The organism is Novosphingobium humi (assembly GCF_028607105.1).
Classification (GTDB): domain Bacteria; phylum Pseudomonadota; class Alphaproteobacteria; order Sphingomonadales; family Sphingomonadaceae; genus Novosphingobium; species Novosphingobium humi.
On record NZ_CP117417.1, the window covers coordinates 2751808 to 2769968 of the forward strand.

Consider the following 18161-nt stretch of genomic DNA (forward strand, 5'->3'; position numbering starts at 1 on the left):
TTATCCTTTAATCCGCGGTCCACCCGCCATCGACGATCAGGCTGGTTCCGGTGATGAGGGCGGAAGCATCGGAGGCCAGAAACAGCACCGGCCCCATGAGGTCTTCGACCTGCCCCAGACGGCCCAGCTTGATCTTGGCCAGCACGCTCTCGAGGAAGGCTTTGTCCTCGAAAAAGGGCCGCGTCATCGGGGTTTCGATGAAGGTGGGCGCGATGGTGTTGCTGCGGATGCCGTGGGGCGCAAGATCGAGGGCGAAGGCTTTGTTCATACCCTCGATCGCCCATTTGGATGCGCAGTAGAGCGAGCGGCGCGGCCCGCCGACATGGCCCATCTGCGAACCCATATGGATCAGCGATCCCACCACCCCATCGCGCAGCATTGCCTTGACCGCATGCTGCGCGACAAAAAACGCCGACTTCACATTGAGGTCGAGCACGGCGTCATAATCCTCCGGCGTCACCTCCCACAGCGCCTTGGGCCGGTTGGTCCCGGCATTGTTGACCAGCACGTGAAACGCCGGACGCTGGCCAAAGAAAGCCTCCACCGCGCGCATGTCCGAAACATCCAGCACCGCCGCCTCGGCCAAACCGCCGCCCTCGCGGATCGCGGCGGCGCCCGCATCGATCTCGGCCCCCGTCCGCGCGGCCAGCGTCACCTGCGCGCCCGCCTGCGCCAGCGCGGCAGCGGCGGCAAGGCCAATGCCCCGCCCCGCCCCCGTCACCAGCGCCCGCCGACCATCCAGCGCAAAGCTCGGCGTTTGCGGCAACTCGCTCATGCTTTCGTCAGTTCGCTGGGCGTGGCCTGCCCGGCATAGGGCACATCGCGGTGGCCAAAGCGGCGAACGCGGATGTTGGCCTGCTCGCCATGGCCCGCAAAGCCTTCAAGCGCGCACAACCGGCTGCAATATTCGCCGATCAGCGCCGATGCATCATCACTGGTCACGCGCTGATAGGTGCAGGTTTTCAGGAACTTGCCGACCCACAACCCGCCCGTGTAGCGCGCCGATTTTCTGGTCGGCAGCGTGTGGTTGGTACCGATCACCTTGTCGCCGAAGGACACATTGGTGCGATTGCCAAGGAAGATCGCACCGTAATTGGTCATGTTTTTCAGGAAGTAATCGGGGTCCTGCGTCATCACCTGCACATGCTCGGACGCAATATCATCGGCGATGCGGACCATTTCCTCATAGCTTTCCGCCACGATCACCTCGCCAAACGTCTCCCACGCCTTGCGGGCATGGTCGGCGGTGGGCAGGATTTCCAGCAGGCGCTCGATTTCCTTCATCGTCGCGCGGGCAAAGGCTTCGGAATTGGTCAGCAGCACGCCGGGGCTGTCCGGCCCATGCTCGACCTGACCCAGAATATCGGTCGCGGCCATTTCCGGGTCGCAGCCAATCTCGTCGGCAATGATCAGCGTTTCGGTCGGACCGGCGAAGAGGTCGATGCCCACCCGGCCAAACAACTGCCGCTTGGCCTCGGCCACAAAGGCATTGCCGGGGCCGACGAGAATATCAACCGGATCGATCGTCTGCGTGCCGATCGCCATCGCGCCGATCGCCTGAATGCCGCCCAGCGCATAGATCGCATCGGCGCCCGCCAGCGCCTGCGCGGCCACAATCGCCCGCGCGGGCTTGCCCTGAAACGGCGGGGCGCAGGTGATGACGCGCGGCACGCCCGCCACCTTGGCGGTGATGACCGACATATGCGCGCTGGCCAGCAGCGGATATTTGCCGCCCGGCACATAGCAACCCGCCGCATTCACCGGCAGATTCTTGTGCCCCAGCACCACGCCGGGCATGGTTTCCACCTCAACGTCCGTCATGCTGGCGCGCTGGATCCGGGCGAAATTCTTCACCTGCGCCTGCGCAAATTCGATGTCCTTGCGCTCCTGGGGCGAAAGACTCTCGACCGCCGCGTCGATCTCGGCCTGCGACAGACGGTAATCCTCGCGGTCCCAGCCGTCGAACCTGATGCTCATCTCGCGCACCGCATCATCGCCGCGCTTCTCGATATCGCCCAGCGCCGCCTCGACAATATCACGCACCTTGCGATCCGCCTGCGCCTTCTCTTCCGCAGCCGCGCCGCGCTTCAGCCAGATGGCCATGCCAAAAATCTCCCCATAAAAGGCTGTTTGGCTGTCATCTGGCACGCGCCCCGCCACCCGACCATCGCATGTTATCGATGGTTTGCTATCGACCAAATGCCGTTGCCGCCTCGCGCCCGCGCGGGCTAGTCCTCTACCAGATGATAAGTTACGGGAGACACAGGCGATGCGTCTGGCAACGCTGAACAATGGCACAAGGGACGGGCGGCTGATCGTGGTTTCGCCCGATGGGGCGCATTACGCGCCCGCGCCGGTGGAAACGATGCAGGCCGCGCTGGAGGATTGGGACCATGCCGCGCCCCTGCTGGCCGCGATCACCGATTTTCCCGAAAGCCTCGATTTGGATCAACTGCTCGCCCCCCTGCCGCGCGCATGGCAATGGCTCGACGGCTCGGTCTATCCCAGCCATGGCGCGTTGATGGACAAGGTTTTGGGCGTCGAACCGGAAAAGCCCGATGCGCCGCTGATGTATCAGGGCGTGTCGGACACGTTCCATGCCCCGCGCGCCGAAGTGCCGATGGCCGATGAGGCGCTGGGCATTGATTTCGAGGGCGAGTTCGGGATCATCACCAAGGCCGTCCCCATGGGAACCTCCGCCGCCAAGGCGGGCGATTACATCGCGCTGATCGTCCAGATCAACGACTGGTCGCTGCGCAAACTGGCCGGGCCGGAGATGAAAACCGGCTTTGGCTGGATTCAGGCCAAGCCCCCCTGCGGCATGGCCCCCTTTGCCGTCACGCCCGATGAGTTGGGCGAATATTGGCGCAATTCCCGCCCCGCGCTGCATTTGAACGTGCAATGGAACGGCGCGCAATTCGGCCATGCCCATGGCGAACCGATGGCCTATGGTTTCGACGATCTGGTCGCCCATGGCGCGCGCACGCGCCATCTGGTGGCGGGTACGGTGATAGGTTCGGGCACCGTGTCGAACGAGAATTTCCGCGAGGTCGGCTCTTCCTGTATCGCCGAGCGGCGCGGGATCGAGATCGTGGATACCGGCGCGCCCCGCACCGAATTCATGACCTATGGCGACAGCGTGCGCATGGAGGCGCAATTGCCCGACGGACGCGCGCCCTTTGGCGTGCTGGAGCAGAAGGTGGTGCGCGCGTGAGCATCAAGCTGGCCATCCTGCCCCGCACGCGCGCGGGTCTGAACCGCGAAGGGTTGCAGGCCTATCTGGCCCATTCCCATGGCCCGCTGGTCATGGCCCATGGCGAGGTCAGCGGCATGTTTGCCGGCTATGTCCATCACTATGTGCATGATGAGCCCTCAACGCTGGGCGAAACTCTGGCGGATCGCGATGCGCTGACCATCATCCGTTTCGCCCGGATCGAGGATATGATCGCTTCCAAGGCCTCGCCCGCCTATGCGCAGATCGTCGGGCCGGACGAGGACAATTTCCGCGATCCGGTAGGGTCGCTGGCTATGCTGGTTTCCGAAACCACCGTTCTTGCCGGGCCGGAAAATGTTGCGCGCAAGCTCTTCATCTTTCGCCACGGCGCCGATGCGCAGGATGCGCAAGGTTGGGCCGAAGCACTGGCCCCCATCCTTATCGCGCAGGGCGTGGACGGACCGATTGCGGCATGGCGCATCAACACCATTGCCCGTACATTGGAAGGCCCGGCTCCTGCGGAATTGTTCGATGAAGTGTCGCTGCGCGGCGCCATTCCCGCCGATCTGGCCGATGCCCTGAGCGCTGCAGCGCAGACCTATTTTGCCGATGCTCCGGCCTCGCTGCTGATCACCAGCCCCAGGATTTTTGTTTCCAGTCAAAAGGATTGAAACCATGGAAATGTCCGATTCCGGCCTGCCGCCGATCCAGCGCGTGGTCACCGGCCACGATGAAAACGGCCGCGCCGTCTTCAAGTCCGAAGATGTGACTGCGACCAAAATGATCCCCAGCGGCGATGCCAGTTTCCTCACCATCTGGACCACCGAAACCGTTCCGGCCGACCTGAACGACGAGCGCGACGGGCGCGACCTGCCCACCGGCCTGACGCTGGAGCGCGGCAGCGTGATCCGCATCACCGACATGCTGCCCGGCAAGGAAAGCCCGTTTCACCGCACCAACAGCATCGATTACGGCATCGTGCTCAAGGGCGAGATCGAACTGGAACTGGACGATGGCCGCAAAAAGACCATCCGCGAGGGCGGTATCATCGTCCAGCGCGGCACCAATCACCTGTGGCGCAACACCACCGATTCTGTCTGCCGCATCGCTTTCATCCTGATCGAAGCGCCCGCGTATAAGCACAATGGCGTGCCGCTGGACGAGGCCAAGCCCGAGCAGGTAGATCCCGCCTATGGGGAAATGGGCGAGTGAAATATGCGCCGGGGGCGGTCGCACTGCTGATCGCGGGCGCAGCGGTGGCCATGCCTTTCCACGAAATCCCGGCCGGGCCGCGCGCCCTGCCGGGGGATCGGTTGCCGCCCTTTGCGATGCTGACCGATGGAGGCGAACTGCCGCTCGATCCACCGCCCCTGCCGCCCGGCACGCATCTGCCTGCGCCCGGCGATCCGCCCGAAAGCACCGCGCCCGCGCCCGGCCTGAAACAGGCCACGCGCATGGCGCAGACGGCACTGGACGATTGCGCCCGGCGTGGTTTTCGCGTGGGCGTGGCGGTGGTCGACAGCGCGGGCGAGGCGCGCGCGCTGCTGACCGCCGATGGCGCGGATGGCAGCCATGTGTTTGTCGCCATGCGCAAGGCGGCGGTCGCGCTGGCCTTTGGCCAAACCAGCGGCGAGGCCCATGAGGCGCTGCGCCGCAATCCCGCGCTCAAAGCCAAGGTGACGCCCGCGATGTTTGTCGAAGGCGGCGCGGTGCCGATCCGGGCCGATGGCCGCATCATCGGCGCCATTGCCGTCAGCGGCGCGGCAGGCATACCGGTGGGCCATCAGGATGAAGTCTGCGCTGCAGCGGGGTTGAAGCTATGATGTTCGATCTGACCGGCAAGGTGGCCATCATCACCGGCTCCACACGCGGGATCGGCCGCGCCATTGCCCGCGCGATGATGGAGGCCGGCGCGCGCGTGGTGATCTCCAGCGAGGACGAAGCCGACACCACCCGCGCGGCGTCGGAGATGGGCGCGCTGGGCATCGCCTGCGATGTCACCGATGATGCGGCGCTGGGCGCGCTGGTCGATGGCGCGGTGTCGGCGCTGGGGGGCCTCGACATTGTCGTGTGCAATGCCGGGATCACCGGGCGGCCCGGCCCCTTTGCCGCCATCGACATGGAGGATTATGCCCGCGTGATGGCCATCAACCTGCGTTCTCAGGTGGTGCTGTGCAATCTGGCCTTTCCGCATCTGCGGGCGCGGGACGGCAATGCGGTGCTGATCGCCAGCCTGTCGGGCCTTCGCGGCAATGGGGCGATCAATGCCTATGCGCTGGCCAAGGCGGGCGTGGCGCAACTGGCGCGCAATCTGGCGGTGGAATGGGGGCCGCATGGGGTGCGGGCCAATGCGATTTCGCCCGGTTTCATCGCCACCGAACTGTCCGCGCCCCTGCTGGCCAACGAAGCCTTCATGACGCGGCGCATGGGCATGACCCCGCTGCGCCGCCCCGGAACGCCCGAGGAAGTGGCGGGCGCGGCGGTGTTTCTGGCCAGCGCGGCGGGCGGGTTTGTCACGGGGCATAATCTGGTGGTCGATGGCGGAACGCTGATTACCGACGGAAGCTGATCAGCGCGGGCCATGGCCACCTTGCCGGCCAGACGATCAGCCATGGAGCGCCACCTTGCGGACCGCGCCCAACGCCTGCCCCTTGCGCAGCGAACCGGCAAAAGCGCCCAGCGCCCCCAGCCCCGCCGCGCCGGACAGCACGCTGAACGCGCCCATCAGCCCGCCCGCGTGGCTGCTCGCCAGCGTGACCACCACGGGGCACAGGAATTGCCCGATGGAAAAGGCCCCCGTCCACAGGCCCGCCGCGCGCGCGCGGATGTCAAAGGGCAGCCCGTCCATCGCCCAGACCAGCAAGGTGGGCAGCAGCACACCCGCGCCAAGCTGGTTGATGAAACAGCCGATCAGGAACGGCGTGGTCGATCCGGCCCGGCCCATCAGCAGGAAGCCGACCGTGAGAAAGGCAAACTCGCCCAGCAGCAGATGCGCCACCCGCGCCCGCCCGATCCGCGAATAGACAAAAGTGCCGATCGGCACGCCAAGGCTGGCCACCGAGGTCAGGAAGCCGATCCGGCCCGGATCGCTCACGCCCAGCAGGGCAATACCCCGCCCGGCCTGAATCTGGACCGTGTAGAACAGGACCGAGCCATAGATGGTGATGGCGATGATCCCGGCCATCCGGCTCCACGGGAACCCGCCCCAAGCGCCATGATGCGGAGCGTGATCGGCCTCTTCCTCGGCGTCGGCCTCGGACGGTTCCCAGGTGAAGATCAGCACCAGCGCCAGCATGACCAGCGCGCAGCCATAGACCCAAAAAGGCGCGCGCCAGCCAAAGCGGCCCAATTGCCCGCCGATGTTGAAAAACAGCAACGCCGACATCGAGGCGAAAGCCGTTTGCCCCGCCAGCCATTTGTCGCGCGCGGCACCTTTGAAATAATCGCCGATCATCGTCGTGGTCAGCACCATGATCAGCGCCTCGGCCAGCCCGACGCCGATGCGGCTGATGATGATCGCGGTCAGATCGGTCAGGAAGACCGGCGCGATGCCCACCAGCCCATAGGCCACCAATGCCCAGATCAGCAGGCGCCGCCGCCCGAACCAGTCGCCCAGCATCCCCGCCACCGGCGAAAAGATCGCCACACACAGCGCCGGCACCGTCAGGATCATCGGCACCCAATATTCATGCGCCGGAATACCGGAAAACTCGTTCAGCAATCCCGGCAGGATCGGTGCCAGCAGCACGATCGCCATGGTGGAGAGCGTTATCGGGATCAGCAGCGATAGGCCTGTCATGAAACCTGGCTGATGGTGGCCTGTCACCTGCGTCTTCTCCCGATGCGCGGCCTCGGATTTTGGGGCCTATTTTCTCTTGTCCCTTGATTAGGCGCTTTGGCACGAGGCTTCTATTTCAATCCGCCGATGGGCAGCTATCCATGACGTGAATAGGATCACACGTCCTTGCCGACCCCGGCGGTCGAGAGCGCGGCAATCAGCAGCGGGCCGCAGAACAGCGCAAAGATCGCCACCAGCGGCCAATGCTGACCCAGCGCCCAGCCGCCCAGCAGCGGGCCTCATCGCCCAATTCATCGCAATGCTCGATCACCTGCTGTTTGAAGGGAAAGGTCACATTGGCCCCCGAATAGCCGACATCGCGCATCAGGCGCACCGCCCGCCCCAGATCCTCATCCCCCCAGCCCATCATGTCGAAATCGAACAGGCGATAGGTCAACGGCATGCCCAGCGCCCGCGCCTCGGCCTCGTGGATCGCGGGCGAGCGGCTGGCGCTTATGCCACGCCCGATCAGGCCGACAGCGTGGGAGGACAGCGGGGGGCAGGCATGGATCATGGCAGCAATATCTCGGCAAAAAACCGGGAGGGTGTGCGTTGCCCTCCCCGCGGTCATGGCAGGAAAGACTTACGCCATACGCTGCTTAATCCACAGCGCCATGGCCATGGAATGAGAAATATGGCGGGTTCTGTAACCATGGGTCCATTCGGCGGGCGGGATCAACCTTGGCCCGGCGATGGTGTTGGCCACCGGGCGGCGGACAAGGCGCCGCCGCCCGCCCCCGTCATATGCGCAGCGCCACCAGACAGAGCAGTTGAAACAGCATCTGCGCCCCGGCCTGCGCGGTGATCGTGCCGGGGTCATATTCGGGCGCCACCTCGACCACATCGCCGCCGATGATGTCGATGCCCGCCATCCCGCGCAGGATCGCAATGGCCTCACGCGTGGAAAGGCCGCCCACCTCGGGCGTGCCGGTGCCCGGCGCAAAGGCCGGGTCGAGCGCGTCCACATCAAAGCTGACGTAGGTCGGCCCGTCGCCCACCACTTCGCGCGCCTTGGCGATCACCCAGTCGATGCCGCGTTGCTGCACCTCCTCGGCATGGATCACGGTCATCCCGCTGGCATGGGAAAATTCCCAGAGATAGGCCGCCCCCCCGCGAATGCCGATCTGGACACAGCGGCGCGGGTCCAGCACGCCCGCCAGCACCGCCTCGCGAAAGGGCGCGCTGTGGTGAAAGCGGGTGCCTTCATAAATGCCGCCGGTGTCGCAATGGGCGTCGATCTGGACCAGCCCCATCGGCCCGCTGCGCTCGGCCAGCCCCTTCATGATCGAGCCGGTGATCGAATGATCGCCCCCCACCGACAGCGGCACCGCCCGCGTGCGCGCGATCATGCGATAGGCCGCCTCGATATCGGCATGGCATCCGGCCAGATCATAGCGGCTGTTCATCGGCACATCGCCCAGATCGGCCACGCGCAGCATGTTCATCGGCGCGATGCGCAAGGCATGTTCATAAGGCCCGATCCGGTCCACGCCCCGCAAGGCGCGCGGGCCATAGCGCGCGCCGGGCCGGTTGGTCACGCCCAGATCCATCGGCACCCCGATCAGCGCCACATCCAGCCCGCGCAGCAATTCGTAATTCAGCCCGCCCGCCATATAGGGCGCGCCCAGCAGCGTGGCCGGATTGGCAAAGGGCCATTGGCGTTTGTCGCCATCCTTGAAATTCAGCCCGGCCACTTCGCGGAAATGGGGGTCATGCATATCGGCGCCGCCGGCCCCCGCGTATAATCGGCGCAATTCATCCAGATCGAGCGGCATCATGGTTCACCCCTGCTTTTTATGATGCAGAGATGAGCGCGCCGCCGCCAAAGCGGCAATCGCGCAAATGGCGTATTACCTTATCAGAGCCGCGTATTACGCCGATCAGCCCAGCTTGCGCCCGGCCTGAATCTTTTGCAGCAATTCCAGCGCCATGCCCATTTCCGCCTCGGTCAGCACCCCGGCAAAGGCGTTCTCGATAGGCACCACCACCTTTTGCGCCTCGACCAGCGCGGTCTTGCCCGCTTCGGTGATGAACAGGCCCTGCGCGCGCCGGTCGCTCTCGATGCTTTCCAGCACCAGCAGGTTCTTGCGCGTCAGGCTTGCGATCATCTGGTGGATGGTGGCGCGGCGCATGCGGAACAGGCGGGCAAGCTGGGATTGCGTGACGCCGGGATTGGCCTGAACCAGCCAGAGGATCGAGGTCTGTTTAGGCGTCAGGTCCATCAGCCGCAGCGCCGGATCAAGGTCGAACGAGAGCGCCGCATAGGCAATGCCCAGATTGAAGCCCAGCAGGCTTTCCAGCCCGGCCGTGTTGATGGCGCCCGCCAGCCCGTCGGTCTCGGGCGCGTCGGTTTCGGCAACGTCAATATCGTTCAGCCGGCGGCGAGGAGCGCGGGTGTCGAGCACGGCGGGTGGAACCTTTCTGGGTGGTAGTGCCAATGACTGTATGGAATATATACAGATTGGGCGCCAATGCCAATTTGTGCAGGTGCACGCAAGGCTTTGCGCCGATTCTGTGCATGCAAAAGACGCACAAAGCCTTGCGGTTTGCGCGCGGTTTTCACCCAATTGGTCCGGTCAGTCCAAAAAGCCGATGCTTTTCAACGCCCCGTTTCAGCGCGGCATCTGCAATCGATAGCTCAGGCTGACCTTGCCCCCCGCCGGGATTGTCACCGCCCAGAGCGGATGTCCGTCCTGCCGCCCCAGTTTGGTCGAGGCCGAAAGCAGCCGCGCCCCATCGGGCAGCAATTGCTGCGATTCGAAATGCACCGGCCAGCGGTTGGCATTGCGCGCCGTGGCGGTGATCAATTCCACCCGGTCGCTGATCCGCCGCGTCCGGCTTTCCAGATGCACTTGCGGCGAGGCGCCGATCTCGACATTGGCGGTTTCGCCCACGGCCTTGTCCTCCATCGCGCCCTCGCCCACGGGCAGCGCCGCCGCGCCCACCTGCTGCACCACCGCCAAGCCGCCCGCGGGCAGCGCGAGGCCCAGCCCATCGGCCTTGCGATTGGCGATGCGCAGGCGGATGCGCGCCTGCTGGCTCTCGCCATCTTCGGCCCCCAAATCCACATCCGCGCGGTGGATCAGGCCCAATTTCACCCGACGCGCCGCCATCAGCGCCACCTGCTTTTGCGAATGAGCCCCGACATTGGTGGCCATCGGCACACGATAGAGCCGCAGATCGCCCAGCACTTCCTCTTTCACCACCACCGGGGCCATCATGCGCTTGGCGCCCGTGACCATGATGTCGGCCTCCATCATCACGGCGGGCGCAGCCATCGGCGCAGGCGGCACAACCATGGCCGGGGGCGCAACCGGCGACAACTGGCAATGCAGCACCAGATCCTCCGGCTCCTCCGGCTGCTCGCGGCTTTCATCGAACTTCGGCTTGCCGCCCACCACGGCGGCCTGTGCCTGGGCAAATCCGGTGGTGTCGCCATTGGCCAGCGTGACCCAAGCGGTCATCTGCGCCGCCTGCGCGCCGGGGGCCAGTTTGACGACATAATGCGCCTGCCAGTCGAAACCCCATGCCAGATAGGTCAGCCGCACAAGCGCCTTTCGCGCCGAGGCCGCATGGGTGGCTATCGACAGCGTGGGCCGCGCGTTCAGCCCCTCGGGCAGGCCATCATAGGCGATGGCATCCTTTAATCCGCCGCAATTGGCGATTTCAAACCCGGTCTTGGTCTGGACAATCGCCGCGCCATCGGGGGCGGATCGAATGATCGCCTGCTCATCTTTCACCCGCCCCTTGGCGTCGGTGCGGCGCAGCGTCACGGGGCGGCCATAGGCGCGGGCATAAAGATTGCGCGGCGAGAGCAGCTCGGCATCAAGGTTCTTTTCCGAAACCCCCGCCCCCAGCCATTCGACCAGTGCGGTTTCGGCCAGCATGCCCGCCGCCACGCCTTCAAAGCGGATCGTGGCATCACCCGCCGGGATCGCCACCTCGCGCTCCTCGGAAATCAGCGCATAGCCGCCCAGCCACGCCGGGTCGATCGCATCATCCGGCGCCCGGTCGGGCGCGCGATAGATCGTCACCGCCACCTTGGCCGGGGCGGGCGATGTCACCACCTGCTGTGCCTGCACGGGCGCGGCGGCGATCACGGCCGCGCCCAACACCATCGCCCGCACGATCAATACCGCGCGTCGATCTGGGCGGTCAGATTGACCGAGCCTTGCGCGGGGATGGTGATCTTCCAGACCCGCTCGTCGGCATTGCGCATCTCGCCCTTGGCGCTCTCGGCCGAAACGCGCGTGTCATGCCATCCGCGATCCAGCCCGGCCTGCACCACCTCAACCGTCACCGGCACGGCGCGGGCATTGGTCAGCCGATAGGCCATATGGGTGCGCCAATAGGTCTTGGGCGCGTCCACGGAAACTGTCTCGGCCTTGCCGTCGCGGGTGATACGGTATTGGGCCACACGCTCCCATTCGGCGCTGTCGATCTTCTCGCGCTTTTCCACCGTGGGCTGGATCTTCACATCAAAGGCCTCGCCGGTTTTCAGCGCCAGAGTGGACCCCATCGGCGTGTGGCCGATATTGTCCTCGCCCACGAATTGCGGCGCGCCCGAGGCATCGCGCATATAGACGCGCACTGTTCCGGCGGGCAGCGCATCGCCAAGGCCGCCTTCACGCGCGTTGGAAAAATTGATGACGCTGGCAAAGCTCTGCGCCTCATCATTGGTGGCTGCCCAAGCGTTGCGATACCAATAGGACTTGGTCGCGCTCGCCCCCTTCACATCCAGAAAGCTGACCTGCTTTTGCTGCGCCTGCGCCAGCGTGGTCGGATTGGCGATCGGGTAGAGGTAGAAATCGCCCACCTGTTCGCGCGGGGCGGCCTGTGTGCCGACGATGCCGACGGGCCGGGCCGGGCGGAAACGGGGCTGCTCCCCACCATCGCCAACCGCGCCCGCCACCAGCAGGAGCTTTGCCGCCGGATAGGTCGTGCCGCTGGTGTTATTCAGCGTGACCCAGCCCTGCATGTCCAGCTTGCCCGCCTTTTCATCGAACATGGCGACATAATCGGCCTTCCAACTGAACCCGCGCGAAAGATAGGACAGCGTCACCGGCCTTTTGCCAGCCTGCGCCGCATCCAGCGTGACCGAAAGCGTGGGCCGCGCCTTCAGCCCCTCGGGCAACTGGTCGAACACCAGCCGCGCATCCATATCGCCCAGCACCTCGATCCGGTTGCCGATCTGGACCAGCGTACCGTTATTATTGGCCAGGATCGTGCCGCGCTCGGTGGTTTCCACGCCCGTGGCGCGGTTGGTGCGGATGATTGTCACCGCCTGCCCCACGCCCTTGTCCACCAATCTTTCGGGGCTGAGCAGGTCATAATCGAAATTCTGTTCGACCACGCCCGCGCCGGGGGCGGCAATCGTCACCGTCTCGGGCCGGATCTGGGCCGAGACATCGGCAAAATCGGCCACCGCCCGCCCTTTGGGCAGATCCAGTTGGCGTACATCCTGAACCAGCGCCAGATCGTTGTTGTAAATCGTGATGGCCACCTGCCCCTGCGCGCTGGCCGGAGCGGCATAGGCGCCCGATGTCCATACCATCGCGCCCAAAGTCATCGCGCCCAACAACAAAGGCGTCCAATTTGCCGTCTGCCGCTTCTTCATTGCCACGCCCCTTCTCGTCATAATCGTGTGTCAAGTTAGCTTGACCTTTACTGATGCCATAGCATGATGATTTTATGGCTGAACGCAAACTGAAGGCATGGGTGGCGGCAGGATTGATCGACGCGGCCGCCGCCGACCGCATCCGCGCATGGGAGGCGCAACACAGTCGCCCGGTCGCGCTCTGGGCGGTGGTGGGTCTGGCGGCGCTGTCGATCGGGCTGGGGATCGTCTCGCTGGTGGCGGCCAATTGGGCAGCGATCCCGGGCGAGACGCGCCTTGCGCTCCATGGCGCGCTGATGGTCGGACTGGGGGCCGCGCTCTGGGCCTTGCCGGCGCAGGGGGGCGATGCGGCGCGGCGCTGGGCCGAGGTCGGGATCTTTGTCTTTGCCGCGCTGGGCCTAGGCTTCATCGGCCATCTGGGTCAGGTCTATCAGACCAGTTCGCCGACATGGATGGCCATCGGCCTGTGGCTGACGCTGTTTGCCCCGCTGCTGCTGGGCGGGGGTCAGGGCTGGCTCTGCGCGGCGCTGCTGGCGGGGGGATGCATCGCGCTGCCATGGATGCGCTTTGGCGATCCGGCACTGGGCTTTTCCGGCGGTCAGGCAGGGCCCGGCGTGATCCGGGGCGCAATTGAATGCGCGCTGCCTGTGGGGCTGACTCCGCTTTCGGCCTTGATGTCCGGCGGTTCGGCGCGGGGCGGCTTCTGGCTGCGGCTGGGCCAGATCGGCTTTGCCTATGCCATTGCCGCTGTCAGCCTGTTTGTGATCGCCTCGGGCCTTGGCGATTGGGCGCATGGCCATGATCCGCTGGGCAATGTGGATACCGCGCTGGTGGCCGTGGCCGGGGTGCTGGGGCTGGCGGGGCTGGCGCTCTGGCAAGCGGACCGCAGCGTGCAGGGCACAGCGGGCGCGGCGGTTTTCGCGATGCTCGCGCTGGCCATGCTGGCGGCCGACCGGCTGGGCGGTCATGGTCTGGCGATGGGCCTGCTGTTCATGGTGCTGTGGGCCGGGCTGGCGGGGGCGGCGCTCCACGCGCGGGCGCGCTGGGCGTTTCAGATGGCGGTCGCTGCGGTGGCTCTGCGGCTGATCATTCTGGCGTTTGAAGAGGCGGGCGGATTGCTGGCCAGCGGCGCCGGGCTGATCCTTGGCGGGGTGCTGGTATTGGGCGTGGCATGGAGCGCGCTGCGGATCTTGCGCCAGTTTGCCCCGGCGCGGGGGATCGCGTGATGCGTGGGCTGTGGCGCGGCATGGCCATCCTGTTGCCGCTGGCGGGCCTTGCCTATAGCTGGCACGCAACGCGGCAATCGGCGGCGCAGGGCGTGGAATGGGATGTGGCCGTGCGGGGCTATGATCCGCGTGACCTGCTGCGCGGACATTATATCCGCTTCGCCTATGTCTGGCCCGACGACACGCCGGATGCCGCCGATGGCGCAGCCGGGAACACCGGCGCCACCCGTCTCTGCATCGAGGGTGAGGCCCCGGTCATCCGCCGCACCACGCCGATGACCGATCAGGACCAGATCAGGGATTGCCAGGGCATCGCGCGGGCGGCGGGACAGGATAGGTCTGGCGACGGCACTTTTGCGCGCCCGGCCTCGACGATCCCCCGCGAAGGCCGTCTGTTCGTGCCCCAAAGCGCCGCGCCGGGCATGGAGCGCGCGCTGGCCGATCCGGGCCAACAGGCGATCCTGCGCTTTCGACTGCGGCCCGATGGCGAAATCATCCCCCTGCGCCTGAGCTTTCAGCCCCAGCCTGTGGCCGGCGCGCAGCCCTGAGCCAAGGGCCGCCGCTTACACCACAGCGACCCGGCCCGCCGAATTGCCAAGATCGGCAAAATAACGCGCCATCGCATCGGCGGCCTTGTCGGTCAGGGTGATGAAAGCGCGGCGGCGATCCGATTCGTCCTCGATCCGCTTGAGCAGCCCCGCCTCGGTCATCTGCCCGATCCAGCGCAGCGCCGTGGTGGGCGGAACGCTCGAGGCGATGCACAGGCTGGTGACCGACACCTTGGACTTTTCCACATGGGCCGCGGTCAGATCGAGCAGCATATCCCATGCCGGATCGGCAAACAGATCACCGTCAAAGAAACGGGCGCGCATCTGGCGCTGGCGGATCATGCGGCGGACCATGCGCGGATCGGGCATTTCCGGGCGCTGCTGGGCCACCTGCTTGTCGGCCGGGGCATCCTTATGCGCGGAGTCAAAGCGAAAGGCCGAGGCAGCCTGCGCCGGGACGGTCTGGGCCGCCGCGCCGATGCCGGGGGTCAGCGTGTTGAGTCGCTCGCCGATCTGCGTGACCTGCTCGGTCAGGCGCAGCAGCACCATGCGATCCTCGTCCGACAATTCGCGCACGCGCCGCGCAGGCAACCGCGCCATCACCTGCCCCAGCGCGATCAGGCGTTCGGCCCGGCTGGGATCAACCAGAATCTGCGGGTCTGACTGGTCGAGGCAACCGAACACATCGTCAAGCGCATTCACGCTGGTCGAAACCACCAGCGCTGCGCCCGTCTGGCCCGCGCGCAGATCCAGCCGCGAGAGCGCCGCCATCACCTCGCCATCGACCACCGGGCAGTCGAGCAGCACCACATCGCCCAGCGGCATCGCCTCGCCCGACAGCAGGCGGGCAATCGGGCTGGCCTCGGCCAGGCGGAAACCGGCGCCCTCGGCATCCTCGCGCATCTGATCGCGCAGATAGGGGCGATCGGCAAAGATCGAAACCTTGACGCGCAGGCCCGAGACATCATGGGCCGAGCCATAGGAGAAATCATCGGCGGCATCCGAAAAACCGGCATAGGAAAAACCAGTATGGGGCGCGTTGAGCATGATGTCCGACTCCGTCGTTCAGTATTAGTATGAATACCTAGAACCTAGAACAAAGTGGAACATCGTCAAGATCAAAAATGGAACATTTAGAAAACGAAGTAGAACAGATCATCCATTTCGGAGACAATTCCAGCATCGGCCGCAAACAAAAAGGGCCGCCCGATTGCCCCATCAAGGCAGCCGGACGGCCCAATCAAACCCTTGAAATCACTATCAATCGATAAAGGGATCGCGCACCAGAATCGTGTCCTCACGCTCGGGACTGGTCGAAACCAGCGCGACCGGGGTTTCGATCAGTTCCTGCACGCGCTGGATATATTTGATCGCCTGCGCGGGCAGATCGGCCCACGAACGCGCACCCGCAGTCGTGCCCTGCCAGCCGTCCATTTCCTCGTAAATCGGCTCAACAGCGGCCTGATCGGCGGCGTGCGAAGGATAGTAATCCAGCACCTTGCCGCGCAGGCGATAGCCGGTGCAGATCCGCACCTTGTCGAAACCGTCGAGAACGTCGAGCTTGGTCAGCGCAATGCCGGTTACGCCCGAAATGGCGCAGGATTGGCGCACCAGCACCGCATCGAACCAGCCGCAGCGACGCTTGCGGCCCGTGACCGTGCCGAATTCATGGCCCCGTTCGCCCAGACGCTGGCCCACTTCATCCTCCAGCTCGGTCGGGAACGGACCCGAGCCGACGCGAGTCGTATAGGCCTTGACAATGCCCAGCACGAAACCGGCCGAAGACGGGCCCATGCCCGAACCAGAGGCCGCGGTGCCCGACACGGTGTTCGAGCTGGTGACAAACGGATAGGTGCCATGGTCGACGTCGAGCAGCACGCCCTGCGCGCCTTCAAACAGCACGCGCGCGCCCGCCTTCTTCACCGTGTTCAGGCGCTTCCACACCGGCTCGGCAAATTGCAGCACGAAGGGGGCGATTTCCTTCAGCTCGGCGATCAGCGCTTCGCGGTCCACCGCAGGCTGGCCGAAACCGGCGCGCAGCGCGTCGTGGTGGGCGCAAAGACGGTCAAGCTGGGCATCAAGCGAATCGAGATGGGCCAGATCGCACACGCGAATCGCGCGGCGGCCGACCTTGTCCTCATAGGCCGGGCCGATGCCGCGCCCGGTGGTGCCGATCTTGCCCGCGCCCGCCGCCGTTTCGCGCAAGGCATCCAGATCGCGGTGCATCGGCAGGATCAGCGGGCAATTTTCGGCAATCGCGAAATTCTCGCGGTTGATGACCACGCCCTGCGATTCCAGCTTCTCGATCTCGGCTTTCAGCGCCCAGGGATCGAGCACCACGCCATTGCCGATAATCGAGAGCGTGCCGGTGACGATGCCGCTGGGCAGCAGCGAGAGCTTGTACACCTTTTCGCCCACAACCAGCGTGTGGCCCGCATTATGGCCGCCCTGAAAGCGCACCACCACATCGGCGCGGCTGGCCAGCCAGTCGACGATCTTGCCTTTGCCCTCGTCGCCCCACTGGGCGCCGACAACGGTCACATTTGCCATGGATAGAATCCCTCACCCTGCCAAGTAAATCCGGAAGCGCCCTTCGACAGGACTCGGCGCAGCGGATGGGACGATGGGGCGCGATTCCCAAAGGAAAGCCCCGATTTCGACCGCGCCGTTAGCCAGACTGATGCGCGGCGTCAATGGCCTAACCGCGCGCGATGGGTTATGCTGGGCAAAGTGTATGACAGAAAAGGATCTTGCCTCATGGCATTCCCTCTTCGCCGCGCGATCGGCGGCCTGTGCATGGCGGCGATGGTGGCCGTTTCGGTTCCGGCGCAATCGCAATTGCTGATGGGCGCGATGATGATGCGCCGCATGGCGCGCGCCGCACATAAAGGCACGCCCGCCCCCGCCGCCCCCGCCCATCAGACCATCGCCTATGGCGCCGATCCGATGCAGAATATGGACTTTACCCCGCCCCAAGGCGCCAAGGGGCCCGCCCCGTTGGTGGTCTTTGTCCATGGCGGCGCCTGGACCCAAGGCAATAAGGACAATGCCACGGGCAGTTGGAAGGCCCCGCATTACACCTCGCTGGGCTATGCCTTTGCGTCCATCAACTATCGCCTTGTGCCGCAGGTGGGGGTTGAGGACGAGGCGGGCGATGTGGCGGCGGCCTTGGCCCGGTTGATTTCGGATGCGGACAGGCTGGGGATCGACCGGCATCGCATCGTGCTGATGGGTCATTCGGCGGGCGCGCATCTGGTGGCGCTGCTGGGCACGGATGAGCGCTATCTGGCGCGGGTCGGCCTTTCGCAGGCGGATCTGGCGGGCGTGCTGCCCATCGACGGGGCGGCCTATGATGTGCCCGCACAGATGGCGGCGGCGGGGTCCTATATGCAGGGCCGGTACAAGCAGGCCTTCGGGCAGGATCCCGCCCGCCAGCGCGCCCTCTCGCCCTTGACCTATGCCGCCGCGCCGAACGCCGCGCGGTTCCTGTTCATCAATGTCCAGCGCGAGGACGGGCTGGCGCAGGCCAAAGCTCTGGCCACGGCGCTGCGCGGCGCGGGCGCGCAGGTCGAGACGCAGAGCTTTGACGGGAGCGGTTTGCGGGGGCATGTCGAGATCAACCGCCGTCTGGGCGATCCCGACTATGCCGCAACCCCGGTGGTGGACCGCTGGTTGAAGGCGGTGTTTGGCGCTTAGCCAAGCCCGCGCGTCGTTTGAG

At 65.4% G+C, this 18161-nt stretch carries 18 protein-coding genes; 8 read left to right on the top strand and 10 right to left on the bottom strand.

Annotated elements, in window-relative coordinates:
- Positions 1 to 7: 7 nt before the first annotated feature.
- Both PQ457_RS12995 and hisD read right to left on the bottom strand, forming a co-directional pair.
- The gene (locus PQ457_RS12995; protein WP_273617237.1) at positions 8 to 775 is read right to left on the bottom strand and encodes an SDR family NAD(P)-dependent oxidoreductase; all 768 of its coding nucleotides are present in this window, start codon (positions 773 to 775) and stop codon (positions 8 to 10) included.
- Entirely contained in the window at positions 772 to 2103 is a 1332-nt protein-coding gene (gene hisD / locus PQ457_RS13000; protein WP_273617238.1) for a histidinol dehydrogenase, read from the bottom strand. Before hisD ends, PQ457_RS12995 begins: the two co-directional genes overlap by 4 nt.
- Positions 2104 to 2269: 166 nt before the next feature.
- On the opposite strand from hisD, the gene PQ457_RS13005 reads away from it, so the two are divergent.
- Genes PQ457_RS13005 through PQ457_RS13025 form a run of 5 tightly spaced genes read left to right on the top strand, consistent with a single transcriptional unit; the run spans position 2270 to position 5783 of the window.
- The gene (locus tag PQ457_RS13005) at positions 2270 to 3214 is read left to right on the top strand and encodes a fumarylacetoacetate hydrolase family protein (protein WP_273617239.1); all 945 of its coding nucleotides are present in this window, start codon (positions 2270 to 2272) and stop codon (positions 3212 to 3214) included.
- Positions 3211 to 3885, top strand: a complete 675-nt coding sequence (locus PQ457_RS13010; RefSeq protein ID WP_273617240.1) for an EthD domain-containing protein — start codon at positions 3211 to 3213, stop codon at positions 3883 to 3885. The genes PQ457_RS13005 and PQ457_RS13010 overlap by 4 nt, the downstream gene beginning before the upstream one ends.
- Positions 3886 to 3889: 4 nt before the next feature.
- Positions 3890 to 4426, top strand: coding sequence for a cupin domain-containing protein (locus tag PQ457_RS13015; protein ID WP_273617241.1), 537 nt, complete (start codon positions 3890 to 3892; stop codon positions 4424 to 4426).
- On the top strand, positions 4423 to 5037 hold the full coding sequence (locus tag PQ457_RS13020) for a GlcG/HbpS family heme-binding protein (RefSeq protein ID WP_273617242.1): 615 nt from the start codon (positions 4423 to 4425) through the stop codon (positions 5035 to 5037). Before PQ457_RS13015 ends, PQ457_RS13020 begins: the two co-directional genes overlap by 4 nt.
- A complete protein-coding gene (locus PQ457_RS13025) occupies positions 5034 to 5783 on the top strand; it encodes an SDR family NAD(P)-dependent oxidoreductase (protein ID WP_273617243.1) in 750 nt (249 codons plus the stop codon). The genes PQ457_RS13020 and PQ457_RS13025 overlap by 4 nt, the downstream gene beginning before the upstream one ends.
- 36 nt (positions 5784 to 5819) lie before the next feature.
- On the opposite strand, the gene PQ457_RS13030 is transcribed toward PQ457_RS13025, so the two are convergent.
- The 6 genes from PQ457_RS13030 to PQ457_RS13055 form a co-directional block, all read right to left on the bottom strand.
- The gene (locus tag PQ457_RS13030; protein WP_273617244.1) at positions 5820 to 7013 is read right to left on the bottom strand and encodes an MFS transporter; all 1194 of its coding nucleotides are present in this window, start codon (positions 7011 to 7013) and stop codon (positions 5820 to 5822) included.
- Between the two features lie 196 nt (positions 7014 to 7209).
- Positions 7210 to 7566, bottom strand: a complete 357-nt coding sequence (locus PQ457_RS13035) for a hypothetical protein (protein WP_273617245.1) — start codon at positions 7564 to 7566, stop codon at positions 7210 to 7212.
- 226 nt (positions 7567 to 7792) lie between these two features.
- Entirely contained in the window at positions 7793 to 8830 is a 1038-nt protein-coding gene (gene speB, locus PQ457_RS13040) for an agmatinase (protein WP_273617246.1), read from the bottom strand.
- A gap of 102 nt (positions 8831 to 8932) precedes the next feature.
- A complete protein-coding gene (locus PQ457_RS13045; protein ID WP_168604350.1) occupies positions 8933 to 9457 on the bottom strand; it encodes a MarR family winged helix-turn-helix transcriptional regulator in 525 nt (174 codons plus the stop codon).
- Between the two features lie 207 nt (positions 9458 to 9664).
- Positions 9665 to 11179, bottom strand: a complete 1515-nt coding sequence (locus PQ457_RS13050) for a DUF4139 domain-containing protein (RefSeq protein WP_420540941.1) — start codon at positions 11177 to 11179, stop codon at positions 9665 to 9667.
- 2 nt (positions 11180 to 11181) lie between these two features.
- On the bottom strand, positions 11182 to 12669 hold the full coding sequence (locus tag PQ457_RS13055) for a DUF4139 domain-containing protein (RefSeq protein WP_337958471.1): 1488 nt from the start codon (positions 12667 to 12669) through the stop codon (positions 11182 to 11184).
- Between the two features lie 74 nt (positions 12670 to 12743).
- Between PQ457_RS13055 and PQ457_RS13060 the strand changes: the two genes are divergently transcribed.
- Together PQ457_RS13060 and PQ457_RS13065 are read left to right on the top strand one after the other, a co-directional pair.
- Positions 12744 to 13895: a DUF2157 domain-containing protein gene (locus tag PQ457_RS13060; protein WP_273617247.1), complete on the top strand. Its 1152-nt coding sequence runs from the start codon at positions 12744 to 12746 to the stop codon at positions 13893 to 13895.
- The gene (locus PQ457_RS13065; RefSeq protein WP_273617248.1) at positions 13895 to 14443 is read left to right on the top strand and encodes a GDYXXLXY domain-containing protein; all 549 of its coding nucleotides are present in this window, start codon (positions 13895 to 13897) and stop codon (positions 14441 to 14443) included. Before PQ457_RS13060 ends, PQ457_RS13065 begins: the two co-directional genes overlap by 1 nt.
- A gap of 15 nt (positions 14444 to 14458) precedes the next feature.
- Here the strand turns inward: PQ457_RS13065 and PQ457_RS13070 are convergent, their stop codons facing one another.
- Together PQ457_RS13070 and PQ457_RS13075 are read right to left on the bottom strand one after the other, a co-directional pair.
- Entirely contained in the window at positions 14459 to 15490 is a 1032-nt protein-coding gene (locus PQ457_RS13070; RefSeq protein WP_273617249.1) for a winged helix DNA-binding protein, read from the bottom strand.
- 213 nt (positions 15491 to 15703) lie between these two features.
- Positions 15704 to 16993, bottom strand: coding sequence for an adenylosuccinate synthase (locus PQ457_RS13075; RefSeq protein ID WP_273617250.1), 1290 nt, complete (start codon positions 16991 to 16993; stop codon positions 15704 to 15706).
- A gap of 306 nt (positions 16994 to 17299) precedes the next feature.
- Between PQ457_RS13075 and PQ457_RS13080 the strand changes: the two genes are divergently transcribed.
- A complete protein-coding gene (locus PQ457_RS13080) occupies positions 17300 to 18139 on the top strand; it encodes an alpha/beta hydrolase (RefSeq protein ID WP_420540987.1) in 840 nt (279 codons plus the stop codon).
- Positions 18140 to 18161 lie beyond the last annotated feature (22 nt).